We start from the raw sequence: 26,517 nt of genomic DNA on the forward strand, positions 1-26,517 counted from the left end.
TCACTCGGCGGTGGGCTCCACCGGCTTCAGCACGAGGAAGAGCGCTCCGTACGCCGGCAACGAGATGGGGAAGCTCTGGAGATCGTCGACGCGTCCGACCGTGTCGCCTGAGGCTGCGTCCACCACTTCGCTCTGCGGAATGAGCTGCTCCGACCGAACGGTGCCCTCGGTCGCCTCGGCGGAGAAGTTGAGCACGGTCACCTGCATGGGGGCGTTCGACTCCGCGTTTCCGTTGTCGAGGCGGTGCACGAGCACGAGCATCCCGGGGTGCGCGACCTCGGGAATGTCGACCTGCGTCGCCGTTGCGATGCCGTGCTCCCGCCGGAGGTCGAGGATCCCGGCGAGACGTGAGGCGAAGGAGTCCGGGTCGTCGAGCTGTGCGGGCAACGGGCCGTAGAGCGCGCGCCCACGGGGCATGCCTGCCGCGGAGCGCGTCGCCTGCGGGTCGACGTCGAGCAGGTCGTGCGCCCCGCGCTCGATCCACCGGGTGTCGCCCGCCGCGACCAGGTCGGCGACCTCGTCGGACGGCACGGTGAGCATGCCGACCAGGTCCCAACCGGAAAGCGCGAAGACGCCGGGCTGCCAGGCGTTGTACGCACAGAGGAGGAGGTGCGCATCGCGGATGGCGGGGACGTCGGCATCGGTGATCTCGTCCAGCCGGGCGATCCCCCGCGTCGCCGCGATGAGCGAGGTCGTCGTGCAGGCGATGCCGTTCTGGGTGAAGACGCGGTTGTAGTCCGCTGTGCCGGTCAGGCTCTCGGTGAGCTCGGCGCGCACCACCTCGGCGAGCTGACTGCCGGAGATCTCGCCCCCTCGGAAGCGGAAACGCTCATCCTCGCGCCGCGTCGCCCAGTGCACGAGCTCGTAGGTGAGCTCGTCGTGGTTCTGCATCCCGTGCACGAGCTGGACCGGCTGGACGCCGAGCTCGAGCGACGTCGTCAGCGCGAGCCGGAGGAACTCCGTCTGACCCGTTGCGAGGGCGTGGTGGTAGCCCGGACGGCCGATGAAGTCATAGGAGAGGTCGGCTCCGACGGCCCCCGTGTCGCGGATGTCCTCGATCGTGAGATTGAGCTCCTGGAAGGTGAAGCCGCCGACCTTCCGCACCATTCCGGCGATGATGTGGTTCGCCGCGTGGGAGAGCGGGTGTCCCTCCGACCACCCAGGAAGGCCCTCGGCGCTCTTCTCCACGCCGAGGAAGCCGTTGGCATCCAGGCGCAGAGCGCTCGTGCCCAGCTCGCCGAGTGAGTGCAGAGCATCCCCGATGACGAGACGCATACCCGCGAAGGTCGGGTCGAGCCAGTTGATCGAGGGCTGACCCTGCTTGAAATAGTGGAGGTACACCCATCGGCGCGTGATGCCGTCGGGGCCGATCACGGGCGCCGTCGCGCTCCAGTTGGTCTCTTTCACGCCGGGGGTGTAGAAGATGACGCGCTGGAGGGCGCCGATGATGTACCCGCGCCCTTGGAGCTCCTGCTCGGTCGCGAGGTCGAGATTGACGCTGTCGACTCCATCGGGCACCTCAGGGAGCAGGCCCCAATCCTCCGGCAGGATCTCGACCATGTGGTAGATGCCCGGATAGTCCTTGAACCCCATCTCGGCGAGCCGGAAGTCGGCGCCCTTGCCGGTGTGCCCCGGAACGATGTCGTCGATGACACTGCCGCCGTGGCTTTCCGCCACGTCGCACAGGGCACGGAACTCCTCCTCCATGCCGAACGCGGGGTCGATCTCGGTGCTGATGCGGTCGAAGTGCCCATCGACGCTGGGGGTCTCGCGCCATCCGGCGATGCCGCCCGCACGTTTCACCGGGCCGGTGTGGATGGCGGTGATCCCGACACGCTCGAACGTCGACCACAGCTCGTCATCGCCGAGCGCCGCCAGGAAGGACTGCCCCGGACGGGTGATGAACGAGATCGGGTACGCCGTGAACCATACGTCGCTCGTGGCGATGGCGCGCCGCGCGTCGGGGCGCGCATACGGATTGCGCCACATCGCCGGCTGTCCCGCGAGTTGGCGGGCGAGGACATCCGCATCCTTGAGCATCGACTGTCGCACGAGCCATTCCACGTACGACGGGTTCGTACCGTTCGCCGTGCGCGGGTCGGTCTTGATGCGACGTACGCTTCCGCCGCGGAACTGGTCGCGCGGGCGCAGCCTCCGCGGCCGCGCCGGATAGCGTTGCTCGTCGTAGGTGATCTCGATCGTCTCGGGATCGGTTTCGTCGTCGACCGTGCCTGTTCCGGGCAGGTCGATGGGGCCGGTGTAGAGATCCTCCGGCCGGTGTTCGTCGGGCGCCATCCCTCAACGCTATTCGAATCCGACAACACTGCCTCGAGGGCTGGCGTGTCTCTCCGCGAAGCACTATGAAATTCCGCGACCGGAGACGCGCGGCCTCGGGTGCCGACCATCGCGTCGCGTCTCCAAGGACGAGCGCGTCGACCATTTGCTACGATTGGTTCGAATTGGTCGTCAAGCGAGGGCGCAACTATGAGTGACGCGGTGATCGCCTACATCGAGCGAGCGGTAGCGGGCGGGCAGCTCTCCCCCGGCGACCGACTCCCCACCGAGCGGGCACTGGCGGAGTCGCTCGTCCTACCGCGCAGCGCCGTGCGACGCTCACTCGGCGAGCTCGAGCGGGAAGGTCGCGTCATCCGCCACGTCGGGCGCGGCACCTTCCTCGCGGGCCACTCACTGCCGTCCTCGGGTCAGCCGCTCATGACCAGCCCCGCCGAGATCATGGATACCCGGATCATCCTGGAGCCGGAGATCGCCTTCCACGCCGCCCAGAATGCGACCCCGGGTGATCTGGAACGGATCGAGACGTTCATGAAACGTGGGAACGCCGCTGAGTCCTACGACGAGTTCGAGAACTGGGACTCGGCCTTCCACCGCGCGATCGCCGCCTCCGTGCATAACGGGCTGCTCCTGCACAGCTTCGATGCCATGAACACCGCACGCGACCTTCCGCTGTGGGGGACCAGCAAGCGCCGCGCCGCGACTGCCGATCGACGCAAAGCCTATGAAGCCCAGCACGACGAGCTGCTCACGGCTCTCGTGGATCGGGACCCGGCGGCTGCGCGGCAGGCGATGCTCACACATCTGGAGTCGGTGAGGACCAACCTCCTGAATCCGCCGCGTTGATCAGGGGGCGAAGTCGGTGGTGACTCCGAGCTCGCGCGATGCTTCGAGGTCCGCCGTCAAAGCCTCCAGGCGTCCCTCGGCGAGACCGATAGAGTCGCTGCCGAGCATCTGGTGCAGCGGCGCCGTGCCGGCGGTCGCCACGGCGATGATGGCGGCAGCGACCTTCGCGGGGTCACCGGGCTGCGAGCCGGCGACCTCGTTGAGGTGCTGGTCCACCATGCTCCGAATGGCGGGGTAGGCGTCGGTCGTGTCCAGCGGCTGGGCCAGGGACACCGGGTTCAGGAAGTCGGTGCGCATGTAGCCGGGCTCGACCAGGTTGACCTTGATGTCGAAATCGGCGACCTCGGCTGCCAGCGACTCCGTGATCGCGGTCAGCGCGAACTTGCCCGCGGTGTAAAGGCTCCAGCCCGGGAACGACAGCAGGCCGAGGATGGAGGACACATTGATGACGTGTCCGCTGCGGTTAGCGCGGAAGTCGGGCAGCACGGAGCGCAGCACGTTCCAGACACCGAAGATCTGCACGTCGAACATGGTGCGCGCGTCGGCGTCGGTGACCTCTTCGACGGCCGCGAGGTAGCCGTAGCCGGCGTTGTTCACGACGACGTCCAGACCGCCGAAACGCTCCTTGGTCCGGTCCACGGCGTGCTGGACCTGCGCCTGGTCGGCCAGGTTCACAGTGAGGGCGAGCAGGCGGGACGTGTCCGTTCCGTCGAGAGCCTTGAGCACGTCGCCGGCCGAGCGACTGGCGGCCGCCACGTTGTCGCCGCGCTGCAGAAGCTGCTTGACGAGCTCGAGGCCCAGGCCTCGGGACGTGCCGGTGACGAACCACGTGGCCGGACGATCGGTGGGGTAAGCCATGACGTTGTCTCCTTCGAAGTCGACGTGTCGGCTCGATCGCCGACGTGTCCAGCTTGGCTACTCGGCCCACGCCGAAACGGTCCATAAGACGTCCGGATGATCCTGGCCGGCGGCCGCCTAGGACTCGGAGGTCCACCCTTCGGCCGCCTCTAGGGCGGGCGGAGAGTGAGAATGAAGGATGTCCGAGAAGAACACCGAGCTGGCCGACTTCCTTCGCCGTGCCCGGAGCGTTTGTGATGCCTCGCGAGCGGGACTACCGGCAGACGGTCGAGTGCGCCGGGTGCCGGGGCTACGCCGGGAAGAAGTCGCCTTCCTTGCGGGGGTGTCGACGGATTATTACGCACGGCTCGAGCAAGGCAGGCCCATCGTCCCGTCGGAATCCGTCCTGGACGCCATCGGCAGGGCATTGGAACTCGACGCGGCAGGACGGGCGCATCTCGCCGATCTCGTCGACCTGGGAGTGGTACCCCCGCAGCCACGTGCGCACCCTGTACAACGCGTTCGCCCGGGTGTTCATCAGCTGATCGAAACGGTCGAGGATGTTCCGATCCTCGTGCTCGGACGCCGCGCCGACGTTCTCGCTCAGAACCGAATGGGGAAGGCCCTTTTCGCCGACTTCGAGCGCTTTCCCGCGCGCCAACGCAACTACGCGCGATGGATGCTCCTCGATGAGGAAGCGCGACGCTTGTTCGTGGACTGGGAGGAGCAGGCGCGTCCGGCCGTGGAGAGCCTTCGCTTCGAGGCCGGCACCGATCCCGACGACCGCGCCACGGCCGAGCTGATCGCTGAGCTACGCGAACACAGCCCGGAGTTCCTTCGATGGTGGGACGAGCATCGCGTCTACCAGCGCACGTACGGCAGCAAGCGCCTGCGTCACCCGGTCGTCGGCGACCTCACCGTCGACTACGAGACCCTGACTCTCCCGGGCGACCCGCGCACCACGCTGTACATGTACTCCCCCGAACCGAATTCGCCGTCCGAGCGCGCATTGAGGATGCTCGACAGCTGGTCGCTGACGGCTGACAAGGCCATCACGTCACCCTCGGACCTCTGACCGACAGGCCGCACGCCCGACACCGCCGCACGCTCGTGCGTGTCGAGGCCACGGGGCGGTTTCCCGGAGGTGGAGGCTTCCTCTCCGTGGGCCGGGGCCTCGGCAGAGGGTTACTCGCGATGCACGGACGCTGCCGACCGCTCGGAGGCCGGGTAGTAGGCCGATCTCGCGAGAGCGGATAGGGCGTCGCGCGACGGCGTACCGGCCTCGGCGGTGAAGATGAAGAGCATCTGCTCGGCATCGCCCGGTGGCAAGAGCGTTTCGTAGTTGATGGAGAGTTCACCGACCATCGGATGCTGGAGGCGCAGCGACCCGAAGGTCGGCCGGGTCACTCGATGCTCGGTCCACCATCGGGGGAAGTCCACGCTGTGGTCTTTCAGTTCTCGTATCAGCTCGTGCGCCCTGGGGTCGTCGGGGTACCGGCCGAAGTCGAGCCGCAGCGTCTCCGCAGTGACTCGGGCCTGCACCTCCCAGTCGAGGAAAAGGTCTCGCGCTTGGTCGGCGAGGAAGACCCACCGGGCGAAGTTCCTGTCTCGCGGCCGCAGCCGGTCGAAGTCGGCGAACAGCAGTCGCGCGAGGCGGTTGGTCGCCAGGATGTCGGTGTGGCGGCCGAGGATGAGCGCCGGCTCGCCCGTCAGCGCCTCGAGCAACTGATGAAGCCCCGGCCTGACCCGCTGCGCACGGGTGGGAGGGGCGGAAGGACGGACCCGTGTTGACGCACTCACGAGATGCCCGAGATGGGCTCTCTGGGCTTCGCTGAAGTCCAGAGCACGAGCAATCGCATCGAGCACAGCCCCGGACGGACTAATGCGGCGTCCCTGTTCCAGCCGGGTGTAGTAGTCCGTCGACAGGCCGGCCAGCATGGCGACTTCCTCGCGGCGCAACCCCGGTACGCGCCTGATCCGGCCGTCCGTGGGGAGGCCGGCACGTCCGCGATCCGCACTGTTCCGCGCGCGCCGCAGGAAATCCGCGAGTTCTGTGTTCAGCTCCGACATCTGCGCCGTCCCCACACGCCGAGGAATCCTCCACTACACCAATTGCACCCAATAATTTACATGGTCCGGATTGGCTACATGGTAGCGCCAGAACGGAGGTTGTCAAAGCATCCGTTGCCCGGCATTGGTGTCGATTGGTCGTACGAGAGGCGCCGCGGAGCCAGTCCCGGCCTCTGGCATCGTCATCGCGTCGGGTCGGTACTGGGTGAGTGGGCGTGGCGGCCACACGTACGGGAGTTGATCTCCGAGGTCGTCGCGCACTTCTTGCGGGGCGGGAGCCATCCGCCTCCATCGAGCGCGGGAAAGCAGAACCGGTGGCGCCCCGCGGTCCGCGGAGCGCCACCGGTGGTCATGCGGACACGAACTCCAGCAGGGCGGCGTTCACCTGGTCGGCGTGCGTCCAGAGCAGGCCGTGCGGAGCACCATCCAGCTCCACGTATCGCGCCTCGGGGACCAGAGCCGCGAACGGACGCCCGGTCGCGTCGATCGGCAGAATCCGGTCCCCGGTTCCGTGGAGGATGAGGATGGGCTTGCCGGTCTCCCGAACTGCCCGGATGTCGCCACGGAAGTCCTCGATCCAGGCGGGAACGACCGCGTGGGCCGCGACGGGCGCGCTCCGGGTGGCGGTGTTCCAGTTGGCGCGCACGACTTCCTCGGAGATCGGGGGCGTCTCATCGAGGTTGTAGAAGTTGGCCAAGAACTGGGTGAACCATGCGTAGCGATCTGCACGCGCCGTCGCAATGATGCCGTCGAACACCTCCTGGGGAACGCCAGTCGGGTTGCCGTCGGCCTGAACCAGGAACGGTTGCAGTGATGCGAGGAACGCCAGCTTGGACACGCGCCCGGCCCCGTATTTCGAGACGTATCGTGCGAGCTCGCCGGTACCCATGGAGAACCCCACCAGGATGACGTCCTGCAGGTCGAGGTGGGTGAGCAGCACATCCAAGTCCGCCGCGAACGTGTCGTAGTTGTAGCCGCCGGCAGGCTTGGAGGAGTCGCCGAAGCCGCGGCGATCGTACGTGATCACGCGGTAGCCGCGGTCGAGGAGGACGGCAGTCTGCTTCTCCCAGCTCGTGCCGTCCAGCGGGTACCCGTGGATGAGGACGACCGGCTGACCGTCGCCTTGGTCTTCGTAGTGGATCTCGATGTCAGTGGAGTTCTGACGACCGACCTGGAGCTTTGACATGATGGGGTTTCCTTTCTCGGGTGCCGAGACGCAGGGTGCATCCCGGGCTAGTGCAATACGTCGAGCAGGACATCGCGGGCAGCATCGGCGACCACGACGTCCTGATCGGGAGTACCGGAGCTCACACCGACGGCGCCGATGAGGTTTCCCGGACGATGATGGGCAGTCCGCCGTCCAGATTGATGGACCGAGCGCCCGTGGCGAGAGCGAGGTCGAGGCCGAGCTGCGGCGGCAACGCTCCGATCGCCGATTCCAGGGATGCAGCCGTTCGAGCCTTTGAAATGGCGGAGTGCGGGGCCAGGAAGGGCGGGCCATCCATCCTGACGAATGGCGATCTAGTAGGTGACCACGGCCTTGAACCGGATGTCGCCGCTGACGACCTTGTCGTACGCTTCCGCGACGCGCTCCTTGGGGAACAGCTCGATCATCGGGGTCACTTCGCCGCGGGCGACGAAGTCGAGCGCCTCGACGAGGTACTCGTAGCCGTTGTGGGCTGAGCCGATGATCTGGTAGCTGTTGGAGACCAGCGGCAATGCCGGGAGGCTGAACTCGTCGGTGGCGATCCCCATCATGACGACCTTGCCCCAGGGGCGCAGTCCCTCGATCGCGCTCGCGACGGAGGCGTGGTTGCTGCTGGTGTGCATGATCAGGTCGGCGCCACCGGCCGCCTTCAGCCCAGCGCCGTCGGAGACGACCTCGTCGGCACCGAGCTCGCGGGCGAGATCGGCCTTGTCCGGGCTGTGCGTCACGGCCGTCACGTGATAGCCCGCGGCCTTGGCGTACTGGATCGCGAGGTGGCCGAGACCACCGATGCCGACAACCGCAATCCGGCCGGAAGGCTTCGTTTCGGCGCGGCGGATAGCCGCCCAGACCGTGAATCCGGCGCAGAGCGTCGGCGCGGCGAGTTCGTAGGACACGCCGTCGGGAAGGAGGACCGTTCCGTCGACATCGGCCGCGATGTACTCGGCGTGGGCGCCGTCCACGTTGACACCCGTGAGGATGGGGTTGGCGCAGTTCGCTGCCGTGACGAAGCTGTTCGGGTGCTGCTCCTTGCAGAACTCGCACTTGCCACACCGCTTCTGGATCATCGGCATGCCGACACGATCGCCGATCTTGCGCTGCGTGACGCCCGCACCGACGGCAACGACTTCACCGACGCCTTCGTGTCCGAGCACCAGGGGGAACTCACGGAACGACAGAGTGCCGTTCGCCATCCACACGTCGGTGCCACAGATCGCACAGGCGTGAACGCGCACGAGCACCTGGTTCGGACCTGCCTCCGGCCGGTCCCTATCCTGTAGCTCCCAGGGCGCATCGACCTCGGCGACCACCACAGACTGCATTTGAGTAACCATCGCTCATCCTTCCGGTTGTGTTGAACTCACGGCGCAAGTCCAACAGCCGGAAGGGCGCCGGCACGGGCCATAACGAGCCCAGTTCGACCTAGCACGCGCCAACCGAGGACGCCGCGGACCAGGTGAGCCACCCGGCCCCTCGCCGGACGGACTGCATAGGACTCAGCGGGCCACCCATGCTCGTCCGTCGTGGGCGGTCGTCGTCGACGGGATCGGATACACCCGCAACGGACTAGGCGAAGCGTCGAAATTGTACCGGCGTGCCCAGCGCACTCACCGGGCCGTGTTCATCGATGGCAAGGCCACGCTGAATGCCGTCGACCCCGCATATAAGAAGAAGTACCGCGGCCCCGGCCTGCGCGCGGTCGTCTCCCCGGGCACGCGCCAGTACATGACGAGGGTCGTCCCGACACCGGTAGCCCGACGACCCCCGTGAACGGTACTCGGGCGCGGACTCCTCGACCGCTCTGACGGGGATCACACGTCGGCAAGGCGACGCGAGAGTGTCCAGGCGATCGCTGCCGCGATGACCGCGATGACCGCGATGGCGAGCCACGCGAGAGGAGCGCCGTCGAGACTGGCGTAGACGATGCCGAAGACGAGCGGACCCCCGCCGCTGCCGAGATACGATCCCGTCTGGACGATTCCGGTCGCGCTCGGCGTCGCCGGCCCCGCGATGCGGGCGACGACATAATGTGTGAGTCCCGTCCAGCCCCATCCGGGCCCCAGCGCGAGGACGATGCCGATCGCGAAGACGACGGGGTTCGGGAAGACGAGCAGGATCGCGCCGACAGCACCGGCGCCGAGCAGCGCCGACGCGACCGGCAGAGCGATGCGCCCCCCGACCCGATCCGCGAGGATTCCCACGACGATGCGGCAGGCCGCTCCGAGGAGCGACCCGACACTCAGCAGGACGCCAGCCGCGGCATCCGTGATCCCGCGATCGATCGCGGCCGTGACCGAGTACGCAGAGACGGCGCCGGCGGCCGCGGCGCCCAGAGTCGTCGCGGACGCCAAGAAAAGGAGGGTGCGCAGGAGGGATGCAGGGAGCCGCTCGTGCGCGCGGCGACGCATTCCGGGCGCCTGTCGCGACGGCGCCCACGCGAGGAAGACCACTATGAGCAGGACGACGACGAGCGCCGCCGCCACGTACGCCCAGGGCCAGCCGGCGGCGAGCGCGATGAGTGGAACCGTGAGGCCAGCGAGGAACGCCGCGAACGGCACGGCGGCCTGTTTGACGCCGAGCGCTGTGGCCATGCGGCCCGGCGCGACGTACGACCCGATGAGCGCGTTGCTCGCGGGGTGCCCCAAGCCGTTCGCCGCGCCGCCGAGCATCGCCCAGGCGACGAGCCAGTGCCAGTCGGCCACGAGCAGCGCGCTGCCGAGGAGGCTCGCGGTGGCGCCACCGAGTGTCACGAGTGTCGCTGCGCGCGTTCCGATCGCCGAGATGATGCGACCCGACGCCATCGAGACGGCAGCCGCGACCGCCCAGAACGCTGCGACCGCGACGCCCAACGCCCATGCAGGCGCGTGGATGTCGGACTGCAACTGCACGAACAGCGCGCCGATGAGGAAGACGGGGAGTCCGCCCGCGATCGTCGTACCCGCACCGAGGACAACTGCCGCGCGTCCCGTGCCGCGAAGGATCACCAGGCCATGGCCATGGTGTCGCGGTGGGGCAACGGGAGTGGGGTGAGACCGTCGTCGAGTCGGAAGATCGGACGCCATCTCCTGGTGTCGTCGAGGCGTGCGAAGTTGACGTCGGTGTCGCCCGGTGTCATCCCCATGAAGGCGCTACCGGCCTCGTCGATCTGCCCCGCGAAGAGGTATCCCGATCCGGCGATGGCGATGCGCACTGCGCGCTCCTCAGTTCTCGATCGAGCCGACGACCGGCACGAGCACAGGCTCGAGGTCGGGGTGGAATCCCGTGTCGAGCGGATAGATCGGACGCCACACCCGCGTGAACTCGAGCTGCGAGAAGTCGAGCTCGGTTCCGCCGGGGGTGAAGGCCATGAAGGTGCTCGCCGCGAGCGCCGCCTGGCCGGGGAACATGTAGCCGTTCTTGACGACGACCACGTCGTACGCGCTCAAGTCGTGCCACACCTGTCCGCGGCGATGGATGTTCGTGGGGTCCTCAAGCGACGTGAATTTGATGCGGCTGATGTGCAGCGCGACGTGGACCTTCCCGTTGTCGACGACCGCGGCGACGACGCCCTCGCCGAAGATGCCGTCGACGAGCTCGACGACGGTCCACGGACCCGGCGCGGCAGGCGCGAAGCGGTCGTCGGTGCGCGCGCCGATCCTGCGGTTCAGGATGCCGCCGACACCGACCTCGACGGCCTCTGCGACCGCCTCGGGGTCGACGATCCCGGCGAAGAGGAACTTCTTGCCGCTCGCCAGAATGTCCTCGTCGGCGAGCGTCTGCGTCAGCGCGTAGGTGATGTCGCCCGAACCGCCAGCGGTCACGTTGTCGCCGGCATCCGAGATCCAGATCTGGCTCGGCGCGCCGCCGCGTACGAAGTCCAGCGCCTGATCCCACGTGCCGGAGTCCTCGATCACGATGCGGAAATCGTCGCGCGCGGCCCAGTAGATATCGGCGAGTTCGCGAGCCGTGGCGACAACCGCATCTTCGTCGTATCCCGTCACCATGACGGCGGCGGCGTTGCGGTCTTCATCCGCCCACGCGAAACCGACCCACATCGATGTGTCGACGATTCCGGGGCGTTCGCTAGCAGGCTGCGCCGCACCGTAAACGGATGCCCCCGGTTCCACCGTCGTGCTCGTGCGCTCACCAGGAAGGAGCAGGGGCACGCGCACCCACGCCTTGAGGGGCTTGCGGCCGTCCTGGAGGACACGGACGAGATTGATGATCGCGCGCTCCCGCGTGATCTGGTTGTCGATGTGCGGCGAGTGACGGTGCGCCGTCGCGAGATCGACCAGGGACGCGAGCTCTTCGCTGAAGTTGCCGTGGGGGTCCATCGACATCGAGATGACGGTGTCGTCGCCGACGACGGCACGGATGCGTCGCAGCAGATACTCTTCGGCGCGCAGGCGTCCGTCCACGTAGGCGGCGCCATGCAGATCGATGTAAAGGCCGTCGATCGGTCCGGCTTCTGTCAGACGCTCGACGATCTCCTCGACGAGCGTGTCGAAGGCTTCTGGGACGACGGGGCCGCCCGCGGCGCCTTGCGAGCGCACCGTCGGAATCCACTCGATCTCGTCATCTACGTCGCCCAGGATGCGGGCGAGGTCGTAGCGCGCTAGCAGTTCCTCATCGCGCTGGATCTCGAAGTAGTCGAGATCCGTCACGTGCTGGGAGAACATGCTGGACTCGGTGCCGAAGCCCGCGATGGCGATGCGCATACGACCTCCTGGGGTGAGGGTGAGGATTGCGCTCTTATTGCGCTACGTTGCGCACCACTACACCATACGTAGGTTTCGTCCGCGTGTCACGGGCTCGGTTGCACAACGAACGCGACGCGGTCTCCGGCAGCAGAAGGAGTGTCAGACGACCGCGGGCGGCTCCGTCGACTCGCCGTCGACGACCGCAACGGGCGGGGGAGCGCATGGCCGTGCCATCGCAGATTTCGTCCCTGTGCAGTAAGGCGCCCACACACCTGCCCGATGACGAACCCGAGCGACGCCACAGATACAGAAAACCCCCGCAACAACGGGGGTTTCCTCTGGCGGGCGACGGGGGAATTTGCCGCCTCGCAGCGACCTCAGGTCCGAATGAAGGGCAGGAGCGTGGCGTTGACCTCGTCGGCGTGGGTCCACAGCATCCCGTGCGGCGCGCCGTCGATCTCGACATACTCCGCGTCGGGAAGAAGCTCGTGGAAGGGGCGAGCGGTGGCGTCGATGGGAAGCGTGCGATCTGCCGTGCCGTGCATGATCAGCACCGGCTTTCCCGAGGCCCGCACGGCGGCGACGTCGGCGCGGAAGTCCTCGATCCAGCTGGGCACGACCGCATAGGCTGCGACGGGGGCCGAGCGGGTGGCAGTGTTCCAGCTGGCGGTCACGACCTCAGAGCTGATCCGCGAGCCGAGGTTCTCATCGAGGTTGTAGAAGTCGCTGTAGAACTGCGTGTACCACGCGAAGCGGTCAGCTTTGGCGGTTGCAATGATGCCGTCGAACACCTCCCGCGGCACACCCGTGGGGTTGTCGTCGGTCTGCACGAGGAACGGCTCGAGCGAGGCGAGGAACGCGAGCTTCGCCACGCGCTCGTGCCCGTACCGACCGACGTAGCGCGCGAGCTCACCGGTACCCATCGAGAATCCGACCAGGATCACGTCGTGAAGATCGAGAGTGGTCAGCAGGGCGTTCAGGTCACTGGCGAACGTGTCGTAGTCGTAGCCGCTTCCGACCTTGCTCGAGTCACCGAAACCGCGACGGTCGTACGTAATGACCCGGTAGCCCGCGGCGAGGATCTCGCGCTCCTGGCGCTCCCAGCTGGATCCGTCCAGCGGGTAGCCGTGAATGAGGACCACGGGCTGGCCGGCACCGCGGTCGGTGTAGGCGATCTCGATGGGGGCACTGTTCTCGGTGCCGACAGTGATGGTTGCCATGGTGTTCTCTCTCCTTCGACTGCGAGAACGATCGTTCTCAGCTCGTGGATCCACCGTAGAGAACGATCGTTCTCGCGTCAAGTACACTGGCAGATATGACGGACGACATCGCGGAGAAGATCATCGACACCGCCGAACGCCTGTATTACGCCAAAGGTTTCGCGGCGGTCGGGATGGACGAGTTGCGTCAGAACGCGGGGGTGTCCCTGCGCCGGCTGTACAGCCTGTTCCCCTCCAAGAGTGACATCGTGCTCGCGGTGCTCGCGCGCAAGCATGAGCGCTGGGAGCGAGAGCTCGATGAGCACCTCGCGCGCGAGGCGGATGCCGTCGCGCGTCTTCTCGCGATCTACGACTACCTCCTCACGTGGTTTCACACCGGCGACTTCCGCGGGTGTGGCTTCATCAACGCGTTCGGCGAACTCGGCGGGCAGGACGAGAACGTCGCCGCCGCCGTCCGCGAACACAAGGCTTCCTTCCAGCGCCGCGTCGCCGAACTCGTCAAGGAAGCCGGCGGCTCCCCTGCCCTCGGAGCGCAATTGGCGATCCTCGCCGAAGGGGCGCAGACCACGGCCGCCATTGCAGGCGATCCCGCCGCCGCAGGAGAGGCGCGAGCCGCCGCGGAGGTCCTCATCCGCGCCGCTCTCGGTCCCGCTTCCCAGGAGTGATGCGCCGGCACGGGAGCGCTAGCCCTCACCGATTCAAGCGCGGAACTTACCGGCCGCTCGAAGCCCGACCGAGGACGGGCGTGGCGGATGCGATCTTCCGCCGAGCATCTCTCGGAAGGCGAGGCGGATATGCTCGAGCGGTTTTTCCCAGCTTCCCACGCGGCCGAACGAGGCAAGGCGAGCGCAGCGGCGCGAGCCCTCTGTGGGTCCACGGCGGTGGCCTGCTCTTCGGCATTCATCACGTGGGTTGACATCGAGCTGTTCGCCCAGGAAGACCGCACCTACGCCGAGGCCCTCCGGCTGGGGGCATCCCGGTGACGACCGAGGTTGTCGAGCGGGCACCCCCATGGATTCGAGAACTGCGCCAGGGACACGCCCGCCGGGCAAGCCCTCCTCGGTCGAGGCGCAAGGAGTGGCTGCAGGAAGCGACCGGACGGGGATGCGGGTTTCAGGCGACCTCACGATGCCTGTCCGCCCCTCACCAACCGAGCAGGGCAAGGATCCCCGAGGCAACGACCGCGACGGATCCCGTCCATAGGACGATCGCCACGATCTGCCAGAGAATCACCCACTCCTTACGGACACCTGACGCGATGAAGAATGCGGCGGTCAGCATGGTCGGCAACGCGAGAGGTGCGAGAAGACTGGCACCCGGTACGCCGAACCTGACCAGCCACCGCCCCAGCTTCGCTCGGCCTTTCGATGGGCGATCCGAGTTCGCATCACCGCTCGACCCGCCCCCCGTCGAGGAGGTCGCTAGACCCGATCCGTCACCTACGGCGGCGGGCGTAAGCGACTCTGCTCTCACGGAGCGACGGGCAATGACACCGCCGCGGATGCGCGAACCCAGGAGAACCACGGCGACGACGCACAGGACGTTTCCCACGATGGCAGCAAGGGCGGCGACGATCGGGTTGATGCCCGCGATGATTCCGAACGCGGCCGCTCCCTCACCCTCGATGTAGGGGATGGCGGCAACGGCCGCGACCATCAGGGGCTGGAGGACGTCGGGAACCTGGTTGATGAAGTCCTGCAGCCAGGGGTACGGATGGTCCATAACTCGTCTCTTCTGATCTGGATGGCGGCGTGCGGCAGGGATTCGCCGCGTGATCACCTCAGTGAAGGCCGTGTTCCGGCGACAGGGTCAAGCGAGGGCCGGCGAATCGCATTCGAGCGCCTCCTCGCTTGACCCTGTTCCGAAGACACGGTCTTGAATGGGCGAGTCCCAGAGAATTCAGCGCAGCGACGAGAGGATTCGACCGCAATGGCTCGGCACTCTCCCGCGGCGACTGGGGGGCCTTCGCTGCCTCGAGTGCGGTGACTCGCACGATGAACGCAGTCGTCATGAACGCGGTGATCGCGGCGACGGTCCTGCCACGCCTTGAACGGGTCGCGGGGCCAATTTGACCCTGTCCCGGGCACAAGGGTTCCACTGACAGCACTCAGATTCGAGGAGACCATAGTGACGAACCTTCCGCATCAGATGCCACCGACCCCACCGACCGTGAAGGCCGAAGTGGACCGGCTGCCCGGCTGGCCGGAGATCCTCGCGGGTCTCGGCGCCGCGGCCGCGGCGATAGCAGCGCTCGTGCTATTGGCCCCGGTCCTTCCCACTGAACCGGTCGCCTACGGGCTGACCTTGGCTGCGTGGTCGGCGGGCGTCGGCTTCGTGGGCTTCGGTGCAGCGCTCGCGATCCGCATCCGTTCGCTGTCTGCGTTCGGAGTACGACGCACCACCTGGCGATGGCTCCTCATCGGGTTGGGCGCCGGAGTCGTGGCATTACTCCTGAAAGGTGTCGTCAACGCGGCGATCATCGCGCTCACCGGCTTCGATGAGGACGCGCAGGCTCCCTTCCAGGTGGCCGGCAACGGAGGGACCCTCGCACTGATCGTGACCTTTGCGTGCCTCGCGTTCCTCGTGCCCTTCGGAGAGGAACTGCTGTTCCGCGGTGTCGTCATGCGAGGTCTCCTGCGGTATGGGGCGGTGGTGGCCGTGCTGGGAAGCTCTGTCATCTTCGCCCTGTTCCACGGGATCAACCTGGCGCTCCCCACCGCGCTGGTGGTCGGCATCATCGCGGCGGAGATCGCCCGACGTTCCGGATCGATCTGGCCGGCTGTCGTCGTCCACGTTGTGAACAACCTCGCCCTCCCCCTGTTCGTGCTGATCCTCGGGCTCGGGTCGGCCGGCTGACCTCAGCCCCGTCGACGTTCGGGATGACAGGACGAAGAAGAACCATGGGCTTATACGAGGCAACCGTGCAGATCGTTCCGGTTCTCATGATCGCTTTGTTCGTAGACTCGCGCACCGCGAAGGTGAATCCATCTCGCTCTGTGCGGGTGCAGAATCGCCTCTACATCGTGCTGAGCGTCGGGGCGTTCGTTGTCGCGCTTCTCACGGTCGCACGAATTCTGGAACCGAGCCGGCTCACCCAGGCGGTCGTATTGGGCGCGCTCATCGGATGCATCGTTCTGATGGGCGTCCAGGCCTGGTCGCGGCTCGGCAGATCATCGACTTCTCGTACCGACTGACCACACCGAACGACTCCAACAGCGTGCCGACGTCCCGCCGGACGCCGGTTGACCCTGTTCCGGGCACATGGGTTGTGATCGAGGTCAATGCGCTCGCAGAAGCAGAGCGCGAACGATCGGCGAGGAGAACCACATGCTTACGCGATGGAAAGATCACGGGAAAACGCGATGGATAGGGGCGGGGGTGGCGACCGTCGCCGCCGCGTCCCTGCTGCTGGTCGCGGGCTGCAGTGGTGCGTCACCAGACGACGGGGAGAGCGCGAGCACCGTCGGGCTGGAACAATTCATGGATCAGGATCTCGAATTCGGGGCGTGCGACCCGACCATCGTGAGCTCGCAACCGCCTGTTCCCGAGATCATCGCGGTGGCAGAGGAAACCGAGTGCGCCACGCTTGAGGTGCCGATCGATTATGAGAAGCCTGACGGCGAAACCATCGACATCGCGGTAACCCGCAACGCCGCCACCGGCGACGACCGTATCGGGTCTGTCGTGCTGAATCCGGGCGGCCCGGGCGTCCAGGCGACGACGTTCGCACCGCTTATCGCCGCCCTGTGGACGGGTGGCCCCATCCCGGAACGTTTCGACATCGTCGGATTCGACCCGCGCGGAGTCGGGCTGACCGACCCCGCGGTCGACTGTTATACGGACGAAGAACGCGACGCCGACGAACCTCTCGCGGCTCTCGGTGCGTGGAGCGAGCAGTCGGCGCGCGCCATCGTCGAGAAGTGTGCTGCGGGATCTGGTGGAGAAGAGATGCTCGCGCACCTTGGCACCCGTGATGTCGCACGCGATATGGACGTGCTCCGCTCAGCGCTCGGCGACGACAAGCTCACCTACGCGGGTGCAAGCTACGGCACGCGGCTCGGATCGGTGTATGCCGAGATGTTCCCCGACAACGTTCGCGCCCTCGTCCTCGACGGCGCGGTAGACCCGCGCAAGAACACCCGGGATCGCCGGATCCAGCTCAGTGAGGGACTACAGGCCTCGTTCCAGCGCTTCGCCGACTTCTGCGCGATGCAGGGGTCGTGCCCCCTGGGAAGCGACCCCGCACATGCGACCTCCGCAGCGCAGGAGCTTCTCCAACCGCTCGCGGACGAGCCGCTGGTGGCCGCTGACGGCCGGAATGTCGGCTTCCTCGCCGCGGGCGAAGGCATCATCTCCGGCCTGTACGCGGAAGCCACCTGGCCCGCCATCATCGCCGGGCTGTCGGAGCTGCAAGCGGGGCGACCCGACACGATTCTTGCGCTTCGTGACGCCTACTACGGCCGGTCCGAGACCGGAGAGTACGCCAACGATTACGAAGCTACCTTCGCCATCAATTGCATCGACGAGGAACGGCTCACGGCGGAGGAGATGGCCGCTCTGGGCAATGATCTCAACGACGCGGTGCCGTTCCTCGATCCAGGCACCGAGCCTCCTACGCAGGACGGGTGCGAGTTCTGGCCGTCCGAGCCGACACTTGGTTTCCCCTATGCCACCGGCATCGAGGGGCTTCCTGAGGTGCTCGTGACCTCGGTGACGGGCGATCCCGTGACGCCTCACGAGGGCGGCATCAGCCTGGCCGAGACCCTCGGCGCGCGGTTACTGACGGTCGACGGAAACCAGCACGGATCGTTCGCCTCGCGCAACGAGTGCGTTGACGGGGTTGTGGCCGGCTACCTCATCGACCTCGAGCTGCCGGAAGAGGGAGCGCGCTGTGCACTGGAGGCTGTCTCAGTGACGCTGTCTCAGTGACGCTGTCTCAGTGACGCTGTCTCAGTGACGCTGTCTCAGTGAGCCGGCTTCGGTGAGTGCGGCCTTGACCCGGTGGGTGCCACACGGTGTGCACGGAGCGTCATGCACGATGACGACGACCACCCGAGGGCCAAGACGATGACGGTAAGGGAGCCGCGGCGGCCAGGACGTGGGGCGAGCGCCGTCTCGATGGTTGCAGCCGGCGCAGCCGCCGCGGTTCTGTCATCGGGATGTGTGCCCGCCGCGCCGGTGGACGCACCATCCGGATCCCCCGACCGCGCGGCGCTCGCCGGCTTCTCTCTGCAGCCACGGCGAACGGCGAGAGCCCAGCGGCACGGCCGCGTCGGCTCAGGCTAGGACGGCCGTGGCTTCGATCTCGACCAGCAGCTCCGGAGTCCACAGCGCCTGCACGCCGATCACCGTGATCGGTGGCAGGGGAGTGCTGAGCCCATCCGAGGTCTGGGCTCGGGCGGTGCCCTCTAGAAGGCCTGTCGCCATCTCCTGCGACCAGCCGACGACGTAGATCGTGAGTCGCGCGATGTCGCTGGCGTCTCCTCCCGCACCTTTCACGCCGGTGACGACGTTCTGCAGGGCAACGTGGATCTGCCCGGCGAGGTCTGCGAAGGTGACCTCCCCAGACGCCGTCACCGATGCCTGTCCGGCGAGAAGCACGATGCGGGTTCCGGTCGCGACAGCGACAGGAGCGTAATCCTCTTGCTGCAGCAACCCTTCGGGGTGAATGAGGCGGACGGTCATCGGACATTCCTTTCGTCGTAGGACGAGGCACGAGGTGAGGCGCACGAGGGGACCCGCCCGAAAGCGCACCTCGCGCTCGGAGTAAAGACCCTGTCGTCGCCACAGAGTCAAGGTCGTCACGGCTCACGGCGAACTTCGGGGCAGCAGCTGATCCTTCGCGGCCCACTCTTGACCGTGTGGTGACAACACCGTGTTAGCTCACGGTCGTGTGGCGATGAAACCGACGGAGGCGGCGATGACTGACCTGAACAGAGTGGGCGAGGGATTCCTCCTGGGCTTGGCCGGAGTATCCGCCACCCTCCTGGGGACGTTCATCGTCGGAGTGTTCTTCTACATCGACTCCGACATGCATCGACGGCTGGCCGGTTCGGAAGCAGCAGACATCTACCAACGATCGGCTATGCGGTGGGTCTTCGCCGCGTACTCGATCCCCTTGCTGGTCCCTCTGATACTGGTGGCGATGGAGCCGCTCTGGGGGGCGATGGCATTCGCTGTTCTCAGCGCCGTCCTGACACTCATGACCATCGACACCGGACGTCGCCTCGTGGTCCGCGACGGGTCCGGGAGGTCGCGGACACTCGTCGTCAATGAGTGGATGACCACAGCAGCAGTTCTCGTCGCCATCATCCTGCCTTGGGCGCTCGGCGGCTGGATGCCGGAACCCGCCGAGTTCGCACCGTCCTTGCTCGTCATTCTCGCGTGCGGGTTTGCGAGCACGGCAGCGCTGGTCATGGCTCAATTCGACGCAACGAAGGGGCTCAACGTCCCGACGGCTGCCTCCGCGGCACGCGGTGGGGTCCCGAGCGACAAGGCCGCGAACGACCATCCGCTCGGTCAGGCGGGTTCTTGACCGGTGGCGACTCGTGTCGTGGTCTCAACGACCGTGCTCTTCACTGATGGAATTGGCGCCGTCGACAGTGATCAACTGGCCGGTGACGTAGGACGCTCCATCCCCCGCGAGGAAGGCGATCACGTGCGCGACTTCCTCCGGAGTGCCGGAGCGGCCGACGGGCGTCGCCGCGCCCATGGCGCGCTCGTGATCGGACGCTAACGCCGTGTCGATCCATCCCGGTGCGACGGCATTCACCGTGATGCCGATGGAGGCCGTCTCGATCGCCACCGCGCGAGTCAGCCCGACGATTCCCGCCTTCGCCGCGTGGTACGCGATGTCTCCCGGATACGCCGCGACCGGTCCGGACACCGACGAAACGTTGACGATCCGGCCGTAGCCGGCCGACCGCATCCCCTTGACGACTGCCCGGATCATCAGGAACGAGGTGGTCAGGTTGCGCTCCAACGACGCGTGCCAGTGCAGCGCGGACAGTCGGTCGATCCCTCCGGGTGCCTCTGAGCCGGACACCGACGTCATGCCGGCGTTGTTGATGAGCACCTCGACGCTGCCGTAGGCACTCTCCGCGCACGCGACCACGGCATCGACGCCGCCCTGCTGCCGGAGATCGGCGACCACTCCCTGCGCCTCGACGCCAGAGGCTCGCAGCTCGTCGATTCGGTTGAAGATGCGGTCGGTCGTCGACGTCAGGACCACGCGCATCCCTGCGACGCCGAGAAGACGGGCCGCGGCGAAGCCGATGCCGTGCTCGCTGCCGGCGCCGGTAATGATGACAACACGCTGACGGGACAGTGTCACGGTAGGACCTCGTTCTTGTGGTTGATGGTCTGCCAAGCACAGACCCTGTGCTGGGGACCAGGTCAACCAATCCGCCCACCCCTCGGCGCCCGGTATGCGCAACCTAGTCCGCCAGGGACACTTACGTGCTTTCCACCGACGCGAGAGATTCGCCTCCGCCGTGATGCTGACTGAACAACCAGGAGAGCAACAAGAACGGACACCACCATGAGCGGACAATCAATCCCTGCCCAGTCCGGCAGCACAGCGCCGGCGCATCCCGCACCGAGTGTGTCGCCTCTGGCCCGCGCCCGGGCCACGTCAAGCGAGCAAGACACCCGGTACGTTGCCGGTGTCAGCCTGGCTGCAGTGCTGGGCGGCACGCTCCTGGGCGTGAACTGCGCACAGAGATCTGTCTGATGGCGCCGCGAGAAAGCTCGGTCCGGAAGAAGTTGAGATGACCTGGAGTACGCGTGAAGTGGCGGAACTGGCGGGCACGACCGTCAATACCGTTCGCCATTACCATCGACTCGGCCTGCTCGACGAGCCCCGACGCCGGTACAACGGTTACAAGCAGTACGGGGTGCAGGACCTCGTGCGGCTCTTGCGGATCCGACGTCTGGCGGAGTTGAGCGTGCCGCTGTCTCACATCAAGCGGTTGACCGCCGGGGACGAAAGCACTCCGGACGACCTATCGAAGGTGGACTCGGAGCTCGAGGCGAAGATCGAGCGCCTGCAGCGAGCGCGGGAGGACATCGCCACGATCCTTCGCGAGGACGCGCCGGCCGATTCGCCGGCGGGCTTCGCCTCCGTCGCGTCGCGAATGTCCGAATCGGACACGTCGATCATCCACATCTACACGCAGCTCTACGACGCGGATGCCATGGCGGATATGCGGCGCATGGTGGAAGTCGACGCCGACGAGGGCGCGGTCGGGGAGTTGATCAACGCGCTCCCTCCGGATGCGGGTGAGGAGACCCGGCAGGCCCTGGCCGAACGCCTCGCGCCGACGCTCGCCAGGAACCTCATCACCTATCCCTGGCTGCGAGACCCGGGCCGCCACCTGTGCACGAATAAGCGCGTCGCGCAGAGGACGATCATCGAGGCGGTGGCAGAGCTGTACAACTCCGCCCAACTCGACGTCTTCTCGCGTGCGGGCGCGATGGCGCACGACGCGTTGCGGACGGGACAGGGGAATCCCGAGACCTTCGAAGGGGCCCGTTCACCCAGGGCCGAGCGAGCCCCGGCAGGGCTTTTCCGCGAGGCATCCCTCTCCGATAAATGATCGCCCCGCGAGCGCGCCCGTGCACGCGGCGTTGCCCTTCGTAGCCGTCTGTGTGTCTGCTTCCGCATAATGATGTGGTGACCACATGCTTCGGTTGCAGGGGGCGAGTGCCGCGTATCGGGAGCGACCGTGTCGCAGCTTCTGGGTAGAGACCGGGAGCGCCACACCGTCGAGCAGCTGCTGGTCGCGGCGCAAGCCGGGCACAGCAGGGCGCTGGTGGTGCGCGGCGTTGCGGGAATAGGCAAGACGGCGCTGCTGGAGCATCTGCGCGATGCGGCGATCGTCTCCCGATTCCGCGTCGAGTCCTCGACGGGGGTCGAGGCCGAGACGCAGTTTGCTTTCGCAGGACTTCATCAGTTCTGTGCCCGGTTCCTCGATCACCTGGACGCCCTGCCCGAGCCGCAGCAGTTGGCCCTGGGCGTCGCCCTGGGGACTCGAAGCGGCCCCGCGCCGGACAAGTTCCTGATCGGACTCGCGACGCTCAACCTCGTCGCCGAAGTCGCCGAGCACGGGCCGTTGCTGTGTGTCATCGATGACGCGCAGTGGCTGGACCAGGCTTCGGCCGAGGTTCTCGCGTTCGTGGCCCGGCGCATCGATGCCGAGGGGCTGGTGATGGCATTCGGCGTGCGCGATGTCCGCGACGGCGACATCGACTGCATGAGCGTCTTCTCCGGCCTGCTCGAGCTGCCGTTGACGGGACTCGATCGAACGGCGGCGCGGATGCTGTTGGACACGGCATTCCGGGCGCCCGTGGACGAGACGGTGCGCGAACGGATCATCGCGGAAGCGCGAGGAAACCCCCTCGCCCTGCTGGAGCTGCCGGCGAACGTCCCGGCGGCGAGGCTTGCGGGCGGCTTCGAACTACCGGATCTGTCGGATGTCCCGGAGCGTGTCGAGCGCGGATTCCTGCGCCGCTCGCGCGACCTGCCGGAAACGACGCAGCTGCTGCTGCTCGCTGCCGCGGCCGATCCCACCGGCGACCCCACCTTGCTCGGCCGGGCGTCCGCGGAACTCGGTGCGGCTGCGGATACATCCGCACCCGCCGAAGCAGCCGGGCTGATCGAGATCGATTCGAAGGTGCGATTTCGCCACCCTCTTGTGCGCTCGGCGGTGTACCGGTCCGCAGACGCAGCGAGTCGCCGCCGCGTCCACGGTGCGTTGGCCGCCGCCACCGACGCAGCGCTCGATCCCGATCGACGCGCGTGGCACCGGGCCCACGCAGTCCAGGGGGTCGACGAAGAGGTCGCCGCAGAGTTGGAACGCTCGGCAGGGCGGGCGCGGTCTCGCGGGGGTCACGCCGCGGCCGGCGCATTCCTGCGGCGGTCGACAGAACTCACCCCTGGCGTCGCAGACCGGACACGGCGCGCGCTGGAAGCGGCGCACGCGATGCACAACGCCGGGGCATCCGAGGCGGCGTTGGACCTGCTCGCAACCGCAGAGGACGGGTCGCCCGACCCGTTGCACGTCGCTCGCGTCGCACTGCTGCGCGCTCAGATCGCGTTTCATCGCACTCGCGGCGTGGAAGTGCCGCAGATGCTGGTGCATGCTGCCGCGACGCTTGCCCCGTTCGACCCTGCGCTGTCTCGTGAGACCTACCTGCACGCGCTGGATGCGGCGATCGTCAGTGGCGCCCCCGACGCGATGAGCATCGCCCGCACCGCACTGGCCGCGGTACCGGACCAGACCCCTCGGCCCGTTGATCTCTTTCTCGAAGGACTCGCGGTGACGATGGTCGACGGATACTCGGCGGGCGTCCCGGTCGTGCGTTCGGCGCTCGACGCGCTAAGTGTCGAGACGCGCCCAGACGCCGAACGGGAGACGGGGAGCGAGCCGTGGCTCTGGCTGGCTGGCCGAGTCGCCGTCGGCATCCTCGATGATGAGCGCGCGCACCAGATCGCCGAGCGGAATGTCGCCTCGTCTCGCTCCACGGGGGCGCTGGCGGGGCTCCCCAGAGCGCTCACCCTTCACGCCAACATCCTGGCCATCAGCGGCGAGCTCACCCGAGCGGGAGAGCTCGCCATGGAAGCGGAGGCGATCACCGAGTCGATGGGCGTGCCACCACTGCGCCATGCCGCGGCCATGCTGTCGGCGTGGCGTGGCGACCGGGCCGCTGTCGAACGTTCGAACAGCCTCACTCTCCAGACGGACAAGAGTCCCATCCGGAGCGCACAGGCGGCGTTCGCCAGCTACGCGAGCGCGGTGCTTCACAACGGTCTCGGCGAGTACTCGACCGCGCAGGAGGCGGCGGCCGCGACGTGTGAGTCTGCCGAACTCTCCCTCAGCACCGTCGGCCTGCCCGAGTTGATCGAGGCGTCCGTCAGGGCGGGCGACACGGAGACCGCGGCGCAATCACTCGAGCGTCTCAGCGCCCGCACCCGAGCCAGCGGTACGGCGTGGGCTGCCGGTCTGGAGGCACGTTCCCGCGCACTGACGATCAGCGGCGCCGCCGCCGAAGAGTCCTATCTTGAAGCGATCAGCCAGCTCAGCGCGTCGAGGATTGCCAGCGAGGCCGCCCGTGCTTACCTGGTCTACGGCGAATGGTTGCGCCGCGAAGGGCGCCGCCACGAGGCTCGCGAGCAACTCCGCACCGCCCATGATCTGCTGTCAGATATGGGGATCGAGGCGTTCGCCGCGCGAGCCGCGCGCGAGCTGCATGCCACCGGCGAGTATCCGCGAAAGCGGACTGCCCGGCAGACCGACGGGCTCACGGCTCAGGAACTTCAGATCGCACGGTTGGTGGCCACCGGCGCGACGTCGCGGGAGGTCGGCGCGCAGCTGTATTTGAGCCCGCGCACGATCGAATCCCACCTGCGCAACATCTTCCGGAAACTCGACATCACGTCCCGCAGGCAGCTCAAGGATCTGCAGCTGACCTGACGCGGACGCATGCGCCGTGCGGTCATCGGTTGACTCCGTTCTGAGAACACGGTGTCTGCTTGCGACCACGGGTCGGTTCTCTCTCCCACACGGGATAGCGACCGGGAACCGATATCGAGGAGTACGAGCATAGGAGGAGTCACATGCGTCCGTTCGTGGACAAGGTGATGCCGGCCGCTTGGAAGGCGGTTGTCGCGTTCTCGTCGGTGATCCGCGAGGACGCGGTGCGGCGAGGAGTCTCCGCGCAGGAGTCTGAGCTCATCAAGGTGCGCGCCTCACAGATCAACGGCTGTGCGTTCTGCCTCGACCTGCATTCGCGTGAGGCGAGACAGGCCGGGGTATCTCAGCAGAAGCTGGACCTACTGCCGGCCTGGCGGGACAGCGGTCTCTTCGACGAACGGGAGAGAGCGGTACTCGCGGTAGCCGAGGCAACCACGGAGCTTCCCCTGTCCGAGCAGTCGGCCGCCGAGCTGTCGGGTGCCATCGCTGTTCTCGGCGAGTCGACATTCGTGGCGACCGAATGGGTGGCGATCGCGATTAATGCGTTCAACCGGATCTCCATCCTCAGCGAGCATCCGGTCCGTCCTCGGGATCTCGAAGGAAAACTCGTCAGATGACGCGCACCGGTGTGCGACCCGGGCGCGCCGGTGTCCGCGCCGGCACCGTGCCCCGGATGGCCGTCCTATTTCTCGAGGAAGTGGCGCAGCGCGGCGTTGACCTCCTCGGCGTGCGTCCACAGCAGGCCGTGCGGTGCTCCCTCGATTTCGACATAGTCGGCCTCCGGGAACGCCGCGTGGAAGCGGCGTCCGGTGGCGTCGATGGGGAGGATGTTGTCCTTGGTTCCGTGCAGGATCAGAGCCGGGGTACCGCTGGCGCGCACAGCCTCGATGTCAGCGCGGAAGTCTTCGATCCAGGACGGCACCACCGCGTAGGCGGCGACGGGGGCGCTGGTGATCGCGACGTTCCAGCTGCCCGTGACGACCTCCTGACTGATCCGGGATCCGAGGTTCTCGTCCAGGTTGTAGAAGTCTTTGTAGAACTGGGTGAACCAGGCGTACCGGTCGCCCGCCGCAGCCGCGGCGATGCCGTCGAAGACCGTCTGCGGCACACCGTCCGGGTTGTCGTCGCGGACGACGAGGAACGGCTCGATCGAGGCGAGGAAGGCGAGTTTCGCCACCCGCTCGTGTCCATGCCGTGCCACGTACCGGGCGAGCTCTCCGGTACCCATCGAGAAGCCGACCAGGACGACATTGCGCAGGCCCAGCGCCTCCAGCACCGTGTTCAGGTCGGCGGCGAAGGTGTCGTAGTCGTAGCCGGCGCCGACCTTCGACGACTGCCCGAAGCCGCGTCGGTCGTACGTGATCACCCGGTAGCCGGCGGCAAGGAGCGCGCGCGTCTGACGCTCCCAGCTGTGGCCGTCCAGCGGGTAGCCGTGGATGAGGACGACCGGCTGCCCCGCCCCCTGGTCCTCGTAGTACAGCTCGACGGGGGTGCTGTTCTCGTAGCCGACGGTGATGCGTCCCATGATCTTGCCCTTTCCTGCGCAAACCAGCCCGATGCCGGAAGCTGATGGCAATGAGACTCCGTGTGGCCACCACACAGTCCAGCGCTCTGTCTAAACGTTGCGTCGCTTACCGTGGCCGCCGGCATGCGCCGAATCGCTTCCCGCGTCTGAGCCTCGCGAACGCCGAAGGGCGCACTTCTTGCTCACGATCGCAGAAAAGCGCCCTGAAAAGAGGCGCTGATCTGGGAAAGATGGCGGTGACGGTGGGATTTGAACTCTTACACGCACCGCCTGCACTCGAGGACGCGGTCGCGCCGGCCGACAAGGCTGCGGCGCGCTCCGCGGTCCGAGCGCATCCGCTCGGTCCTGCTCGCACCATCGTGCGGAC

At 67.1% G+C, this 26,517-nt stretch carries 25 protein-coding genes; 11 read left to right on the forward strand and 14 right to left on the reverse strand.

Annotated elements, in window-relative coordinates:
* Entirely contained in the window at window positions 1-2,295 is a 2,295-nt protein-coding gene (gene treS, locus AC4FS1_RS10025; RefSeq protein ID WP_491154657.1) for a maltose alpha-D-glucosyltransferase, read from the reverse strand.
* A 189-nt stretch (window positions 2,296-2,484) separates the two neighbouring features.
* On the opposite strand from treS, the gene AC4FS1_RS10030 reads away from it, so the two are divergent.
* Window positions 2,485-3,138, forward strand: a complete 654-nt coding sequence (locus tag AC4FS1_RS10030; RefSeq protein WP_491154659.1) for a FadR/GntR family transcriptional regulator — start codon at window positions 2,485-2,487, stop codon at window positions 3,136-3,138.
* Here the strand turns inward: AC4FS1_RS10030 and AC4FS1_RS10035 are convergent, their stop codons facing one another.
* Window positions 3,139-3,996, reverse strand: coding sequence for an SDR family NAD(P)-dependent oxidoreductase (locus tag AC4FS1_RS10035; RefSeq protein ID WP_491154661.1), 858 nt, complete (start codon window positions 3,994-3,996; stop codon window positions 3,139-3,141). It abuts the gene before it with no gap.
* A 178-nt stretch (window positions 3,997-4,174) separates the two neighbouring features.
* On the opposite strand from AC4FS1_RS10035, the gene AC4FS1_RS10040 reads away from it, so the two are divergent.
* A complete protein-coding gene (locus AC4FS1_RS10040) occupies window positions 4,175-5,050 on the forward strand; it encodes a helix-turn-helix transcriptional regulator (RefSeq protein ID WP_491154662.1) in 876 nt (291 codons plus the stop codon).
* Between the two features lie 110 nt (window positions 5,051-5,160).
* On the opposite strand, the gene AC4FS1_RS10045 is transcribed toward AC4FS1_RS10040, so the two are convergent.
* The 4 genes from AC4FS1_RS10045 to AC4FS1_RS10060 form a co-directional block, all read right to left on the reverse strand.
* Window positions 5,161-6,045 carry a helix-turn-helix transcriptional regulator gene (locus tag AC4FS1_RS10045; protein WP_491154664.1) on the reverse strand — a complete coding sequence of 295 codons (885 nt, stop codon included), beginning with the start codon at window positions 6,043-6,045 and terminating at the stop codon, window positions 5,161-5,163.
* Between the two features lie 349 nt (window positions 6,046-6,394).
* Window positions 6,395-7,231: an alpha/beta fold hydrolase gene (locus AC4FS1_RS10050; protein WP_491154666.1), complete on the reverse strand. Its 837-nt coding sequence runs from the start codon at window positions 7,229-7,231 to the stop codon at window positions 6,395-6,397.
* Between the two features lie 121 nt (window positions 7,232-7,352).
* A complete protein-coding gene (locus AC4FS1_RS10055; protein WP_491154668.1) occupies window positions 7,353-7,550 on the reverse strand; it encodes a hypothetical protein in 198 nt (65 codons plus the stop codon).
* A gap of 16 nt (window positions 7,551-7,566) precedes the next feature.
* On the reverse strand, window positions 7,567-8,586 hold the full coding sequence (locus tag AC4FS1_RS10060) for an alcohol dehydrogenase catalytic domain-containing protein (protein ID WP_491154669.1): 1,020 nt from the start codon (window positions 8,584-8,586) through the stop codon (window positions 7,567-7,569).
* Between the two features lie 283 nt (window positions 8,587-8,869).
* Between AC4FS1_RS10060 and AC4FS1_RS10065 the strand changes: the two genes are divergently transcribed.
* Window positions 8,870-9,022, forward strand: a complete 153-nt coding sequence (locus AC4FS1_RS10065) for a hypothetical protein (RefSeq protein WP_491154671.1) — start codon at window positions 8,870-8,872, stop codon at window positions 9,020-9,022.
* Between the two features lie 41 nt (window positions 9,023-9,063).
* On the opposite strand, the gene AC4FS1_RS10070 is transcribed toward AC4FS1_RS10065, so the two are convergent.
* The 4 genes from AC4FS1_RS10070 to AC4FS1_RS10085 form a co-directional block, all read right to left on the reverse strand.
* Window positions 9,064-10,236, reverse strand: coding sequence for an MFS transporter (locus AC4FS1_RS10070; protein ID WP_491154672.1), 1,173 nt, complete (start codon window positions 10,234-10,236; stop codon window positions 9,064-9,066).
* A complete protein-coding gene (locus AC4FS1_RS10075; protein ID WP_491154674.1) occupies window positions 10,233-10,442 on the reverse strand; it encodes a hypothetical protein in 210 nt (69 codons plus the stop codon). The genes AC4FS1_RS10070 and AC4FS1_RS10075 overlap by 4 nt, the downstream gene beginning before the upstream one ends.
* Before the next feature lie 10 nt (window positions 10,443-10,452).
* Complete coding sequence (locus tag AC4FS1_RS10080) at window positions 10,453-11,949, reverse strand: M81 family metallopeptidase (protein ID WP_491154676.1); 1,497 nt, start codon at window positions 11,947-11,949, stop codon at window positions 10,453-10,455.
* Window positions 11,950-12,308: 359 nt separating this feature from the next.
* A complete protein-coding gene (locus AC4FS1_RS10085; RefSeq protein WP_491154678.1) occupies window positions 12,309-13,151 on the reverse strand; it encodes an alpha/beta fold hydrolase in 843 nt (280 codons plus the stop codon).
* Window positions 13,152-13,246: 95 nt separating this feature from the next.
* Here AC4FS1_RS10085 and AC4FS1_RS10090 point away from each other — a divergent pair, with 95 nt between their 5' ends.
* Window positions 13,247-13,816: a TetR/AcrR family transcriptional regulator gene (locus tag AC4FS1_RS10090; protein WP_491154680.1), complete on the forward strand. Its 570-nt coding sequence runs from the start codon at window positions 13,247-13,249 to the stop codon at window positions 13,814-13,816.
* 478 nt (window positions 13,817-14,294) lie between these two features.
* Here the strand turns inward: AC4FS1_RS10090 and AC4FS1_RS10095 are convergent, their stop codons facing one another.
* Window positions 14,295-14,873, reverse strand: a complete 579-nt coding sequence (locus tag AC4FS1_RS10095; RefSeq protein WP_491154682.1) for a small multidrug efflux protein — start codon at window positions 14,871-14,873, stop codon at window positions 14,295-14,297.
* 405 nt (window positions 14,874-15,278) lie between these two features.
* On the opposite strand from AC4FS1_RS10095, the gene AC4FS1_RS10100 reads away from it, so the two are divergent.
* The 3 genes from AC4FS1_RS10100 to AC4FS1_RS10110 all read left to right on the forward strand — a co-directional run bounded on the left by AC4FS1_RS10100 (window position 15,279) and on the right by AC4FS1_RS10110 (window position 18,080).
* The gene (locus AC4FS1_RS10100; protein WP_491154684.1) at window positions 15,279-16,007 is read left to right on the forward strand and encodes a CPBP family intramembrane glutamic endopeptidase; all 729 of its coding nucleotides are present in this window, start codon (window positions 15,279-15,281) and stop codon (window positions 16,005-16,007) included.
* A 65-nt stretch (window positions 16,008-16,072) separates the two neighbouring features.
* Window positions 16,073-16,345 carry a hypothetical protein gene (locus tag AC4FS1_RS10105; protein ID WP_491154686.1) on the forward strand — a complete coding sequence of 91 codons (273 nt, stop codon included), beginning with the start codon at window positions 16,073-16,075 and terminating at the stop codon, window positions 16,343-16,345.
* Between the two features lie 184 nt (window positions 16,346-16,529).
* Complete coding sequence (locus AC4FS1_RS10110; protein ID WP_491154688.1) at window positions 16,530-18,080, forward strand: alpha/beta hydrolase; 1,551 nt, start codon at window positions 16,530-16,532, stop codon at window positions 18,078-18,080.
* Between the two features lie 348 nt (window positions 18,081-18,428).
* Here AC4FS1_RS10110 and AC4FS1_RS10115 read toward each other — a convergent pair whose 3' ends face one another.
* Complete coding sequence (locus AC4FS1_RS10115; protein ID WP_491154689.1) at window positions 18,429-18,836, reverse strand: RidA family protein; 408 nt, start codon at window positions 18,834-18,836, stop codon at window positions 18,429-18,431.
* Window positions 18,837-19,071: 235 nt separating this feature from the next.
* Between AC4FS1_RS10115 and AC4FS1_RS10120 the strand changes: the two genes are divergently transcribed.
* A complete protein-coding gene (locus AC4FS1_RS10120; RefSeq protein WP_491154691.1) occupies window positions 19,072-19,686 on the forward strand; it encodes a hypothetical protein in 615 nt (204 codons plus the stop codon).
* 24 nt (window positions 19,687-19,710) lie between these two features.
* Here the strand turns inward: AC4FS1_RS10120 and AC4FS1_RS10125 are convergent, their stop codons facing one another.
* Window positions 19,711-20,484, reverse strand: a complete 774-nt coding sequence (locus AC4FS1_RS10125) for an SDR family NAD(P)-dependent oxidoreductase (RefSeq protein ID WP_491154693.1) — start codon at window positions 20,482-20,484, stop codon at window positions 19,711-19,713.
* A 436-nt stretch (window positions 20,485-20,920) separates the two neighbouring features.
* On the opposite strand from AC4FS1_RS10125, the gene AC4FS1_RS10130 reads away from it, so the two are divergent.
* The 3 genes from AC4FS1_RS10130 (at window position 20,921) to AC4FS1_RS10140 (ending at window position 25,242) form a co-directional block, all read left to right on the forward strand.
* On the forward strand, window positions 20,921-21,748 hold the full coding sequence (locus AC4FS1_RS10130) for a MerR family transcriptional regulator (RefSeq protein ID WP_491154695.1): 828 nt from the start codon (window positions 20,921-20,923) through the stop codon (window positions 21,746-21,748).
* A 129-nt stretch (window positions 21,749-21,877) separates the two neighbouring features.
* A complete protein-coding gene (locus AC4FS1_RS10135; protein ID WP_491154696.1) occupies window positions 21,878-24,625 on the forward strand; it encodes an ATP-binding protein in 2,748 nt (915 codons plus the stop codon).
* Window positions 24,626-24,768: 143 nt separating this feature from the next.
* Window positions 24,769-25,242, forward strand: a complete 474-nt coding sequence (locus AC4FS1_RS10140; protein WP_491154698.1) for a carboxymuconolactone decarboxylase family protein — start codon at window positions 24,769-24,771, stop codon at window positions 25,240-25,242.
* Between the two features lie 65 nt (window positions 25,243-25,307).
* Here AC4FS1_RS10140 and AC4FS1_RS10145 read toward each other — a convergent pair whose 3' ends face one another.
* Window positions 25,308-26,150, reverse strand: coding sequence for an alpha/beta fold hydrolase (locus tag AC4FS1_RS10145; RefSeq protein ID WP_491154700.1), 843 nt, complete (start codon window positions 26,148-26,150; stop codon window positions 25,308-25,310).
* Window positions 26,151-26,517: the final 367 nt, after the last annotated feature.

Source organism: Microbacterium sp. Z12_35, assembly GCF_058310475.1.

Excerpts from the sequence above, each read along its gene's own strand:
- treS (WP_491154657.1), bottom strand. The coding sequence starts at position 2,295 with ATGGCGCCCGACGAACACCGGCCGGAGGATCTCTACACCGGCCCCATC.
- AC4FS1_RS10030 (WP_491154659.1), top strand. The coding sequence starts at position 2,485 with ATGAGTGACGCGGTGATCGCCTACATCGAGCGAGCGGTAGCGGGCGGG.
- AC4FS1_RS10035 (WP_491154661.1), bottom strand. The coding sequence starts at position 3,996 with ATGGCTTACCCCACCGATCGTCCGGCCACGTGGTTCGTCACCGGCACG.
- AC4FS1_RS10040 (WP_491154662.1), top strand. The coding sequence starts at position 4,175 with ATGTCCGAGAAGAACACCGAGCTGGCCGACTTCCTTCGCCGTGCCCGG.
- AC4FS1_RS10045 (WP_491154664.1), bottom strand. The coding sequence starts at position 6,045 with ATGTCGGAGCTGAACACAGAACTCGCGGATTTCCTGCGGCGCGCGCGG.
- AC4FS1_RS10050 (WP_491154666.1), bottom strand. The coding sequence starts at position 7,231 with ATGTCAAAGCTCCAGGTCGGTCGTCAGAACTCCACTGACATCGAGATC.
- AC4FS1_RS10055 (WP_491154668.1), bottom strand. The coding sequence starts at position 7,550 with ATGGATGGCCCGCCCTTCCTGGCCCCGCACTCCGCCATTTCAAAGGCT.
- AC4FS1_RS10060 (WP_491154669.1), bottom strand. The coding sequence starts at position 8,586 with ATGGTTACTCAAATGCAGTCTGTGGTGGTCGCCGAGGTCGATGCGCCC.
- AC4FS1_RS10080 (WP_491154676.1), bottom strand. The coding sequence starts at position 11,949 with ATGCGCATCGCCATCGCGGGCTTCGGCACCGAGTCCAGCATGTTCTCC.
- AC4FS1_RS10085 (WP_491154678.1), bottom strand. The coding sequence starts at position 13,151 with ATGGCAACCATCACTGTCGGCACCGAGAACAGTGCCCCCATCGAGATC.
- AC4FS1_RS10090 (WP_491154680.1), top strand. The coding sequence starts at position 13,247 with ATGACGGACGACATCGCGGAGAAGATCATCGACACCGCCGAACGCCTG.
- AC4FS1_RS10095 (WP_491154682.1), bottom strand. The coding sequence starts at position 14,873 with ATGGACCATCCGTACCCCTGGCTGCAGGACTTCATCAACCAGGTTCCC.
- AC4FS1_RS10115 (WP_491154689.1), bottom strand. The coding sequence starts at position 18,836 with ATGACCGTCCGCCTCATTCACCCCGAAGGGTTGCTGCAGCAAGAGGAT.
- AC4FS1_RS10120 (WP_491154691.1), top strand. The coding sequence starts at position 19,072 with ATGACTGACCTGAACAGAGTGGGCGAGGGATTCCTCCTGGGCTTGGCC.
- AC4FS1_RS10130 (WP_491154695.1), top strand. The coding sequence starts at position 20,921 with ATGACCTGGAGTACGCGTGAAGTGGCGGAACTGGCGGGCACGACCGTC.
- AC4FS1_RS10140 (WP_491154698.1), top strand. The coding sequence starts at position 24,769 with ATGCGTCCGTTCGTGGACAAGGTGATGCCGGCCGCTTGGAAGGCGGTT.
- AC4FS1_RS10145 (WP_491154700.1), bottom strand. The coding sequence starts at position 26,150 with ATGGGACGCATCACCGTCGGCTACGAGAACAGCACCCCCGTCGAGCTG.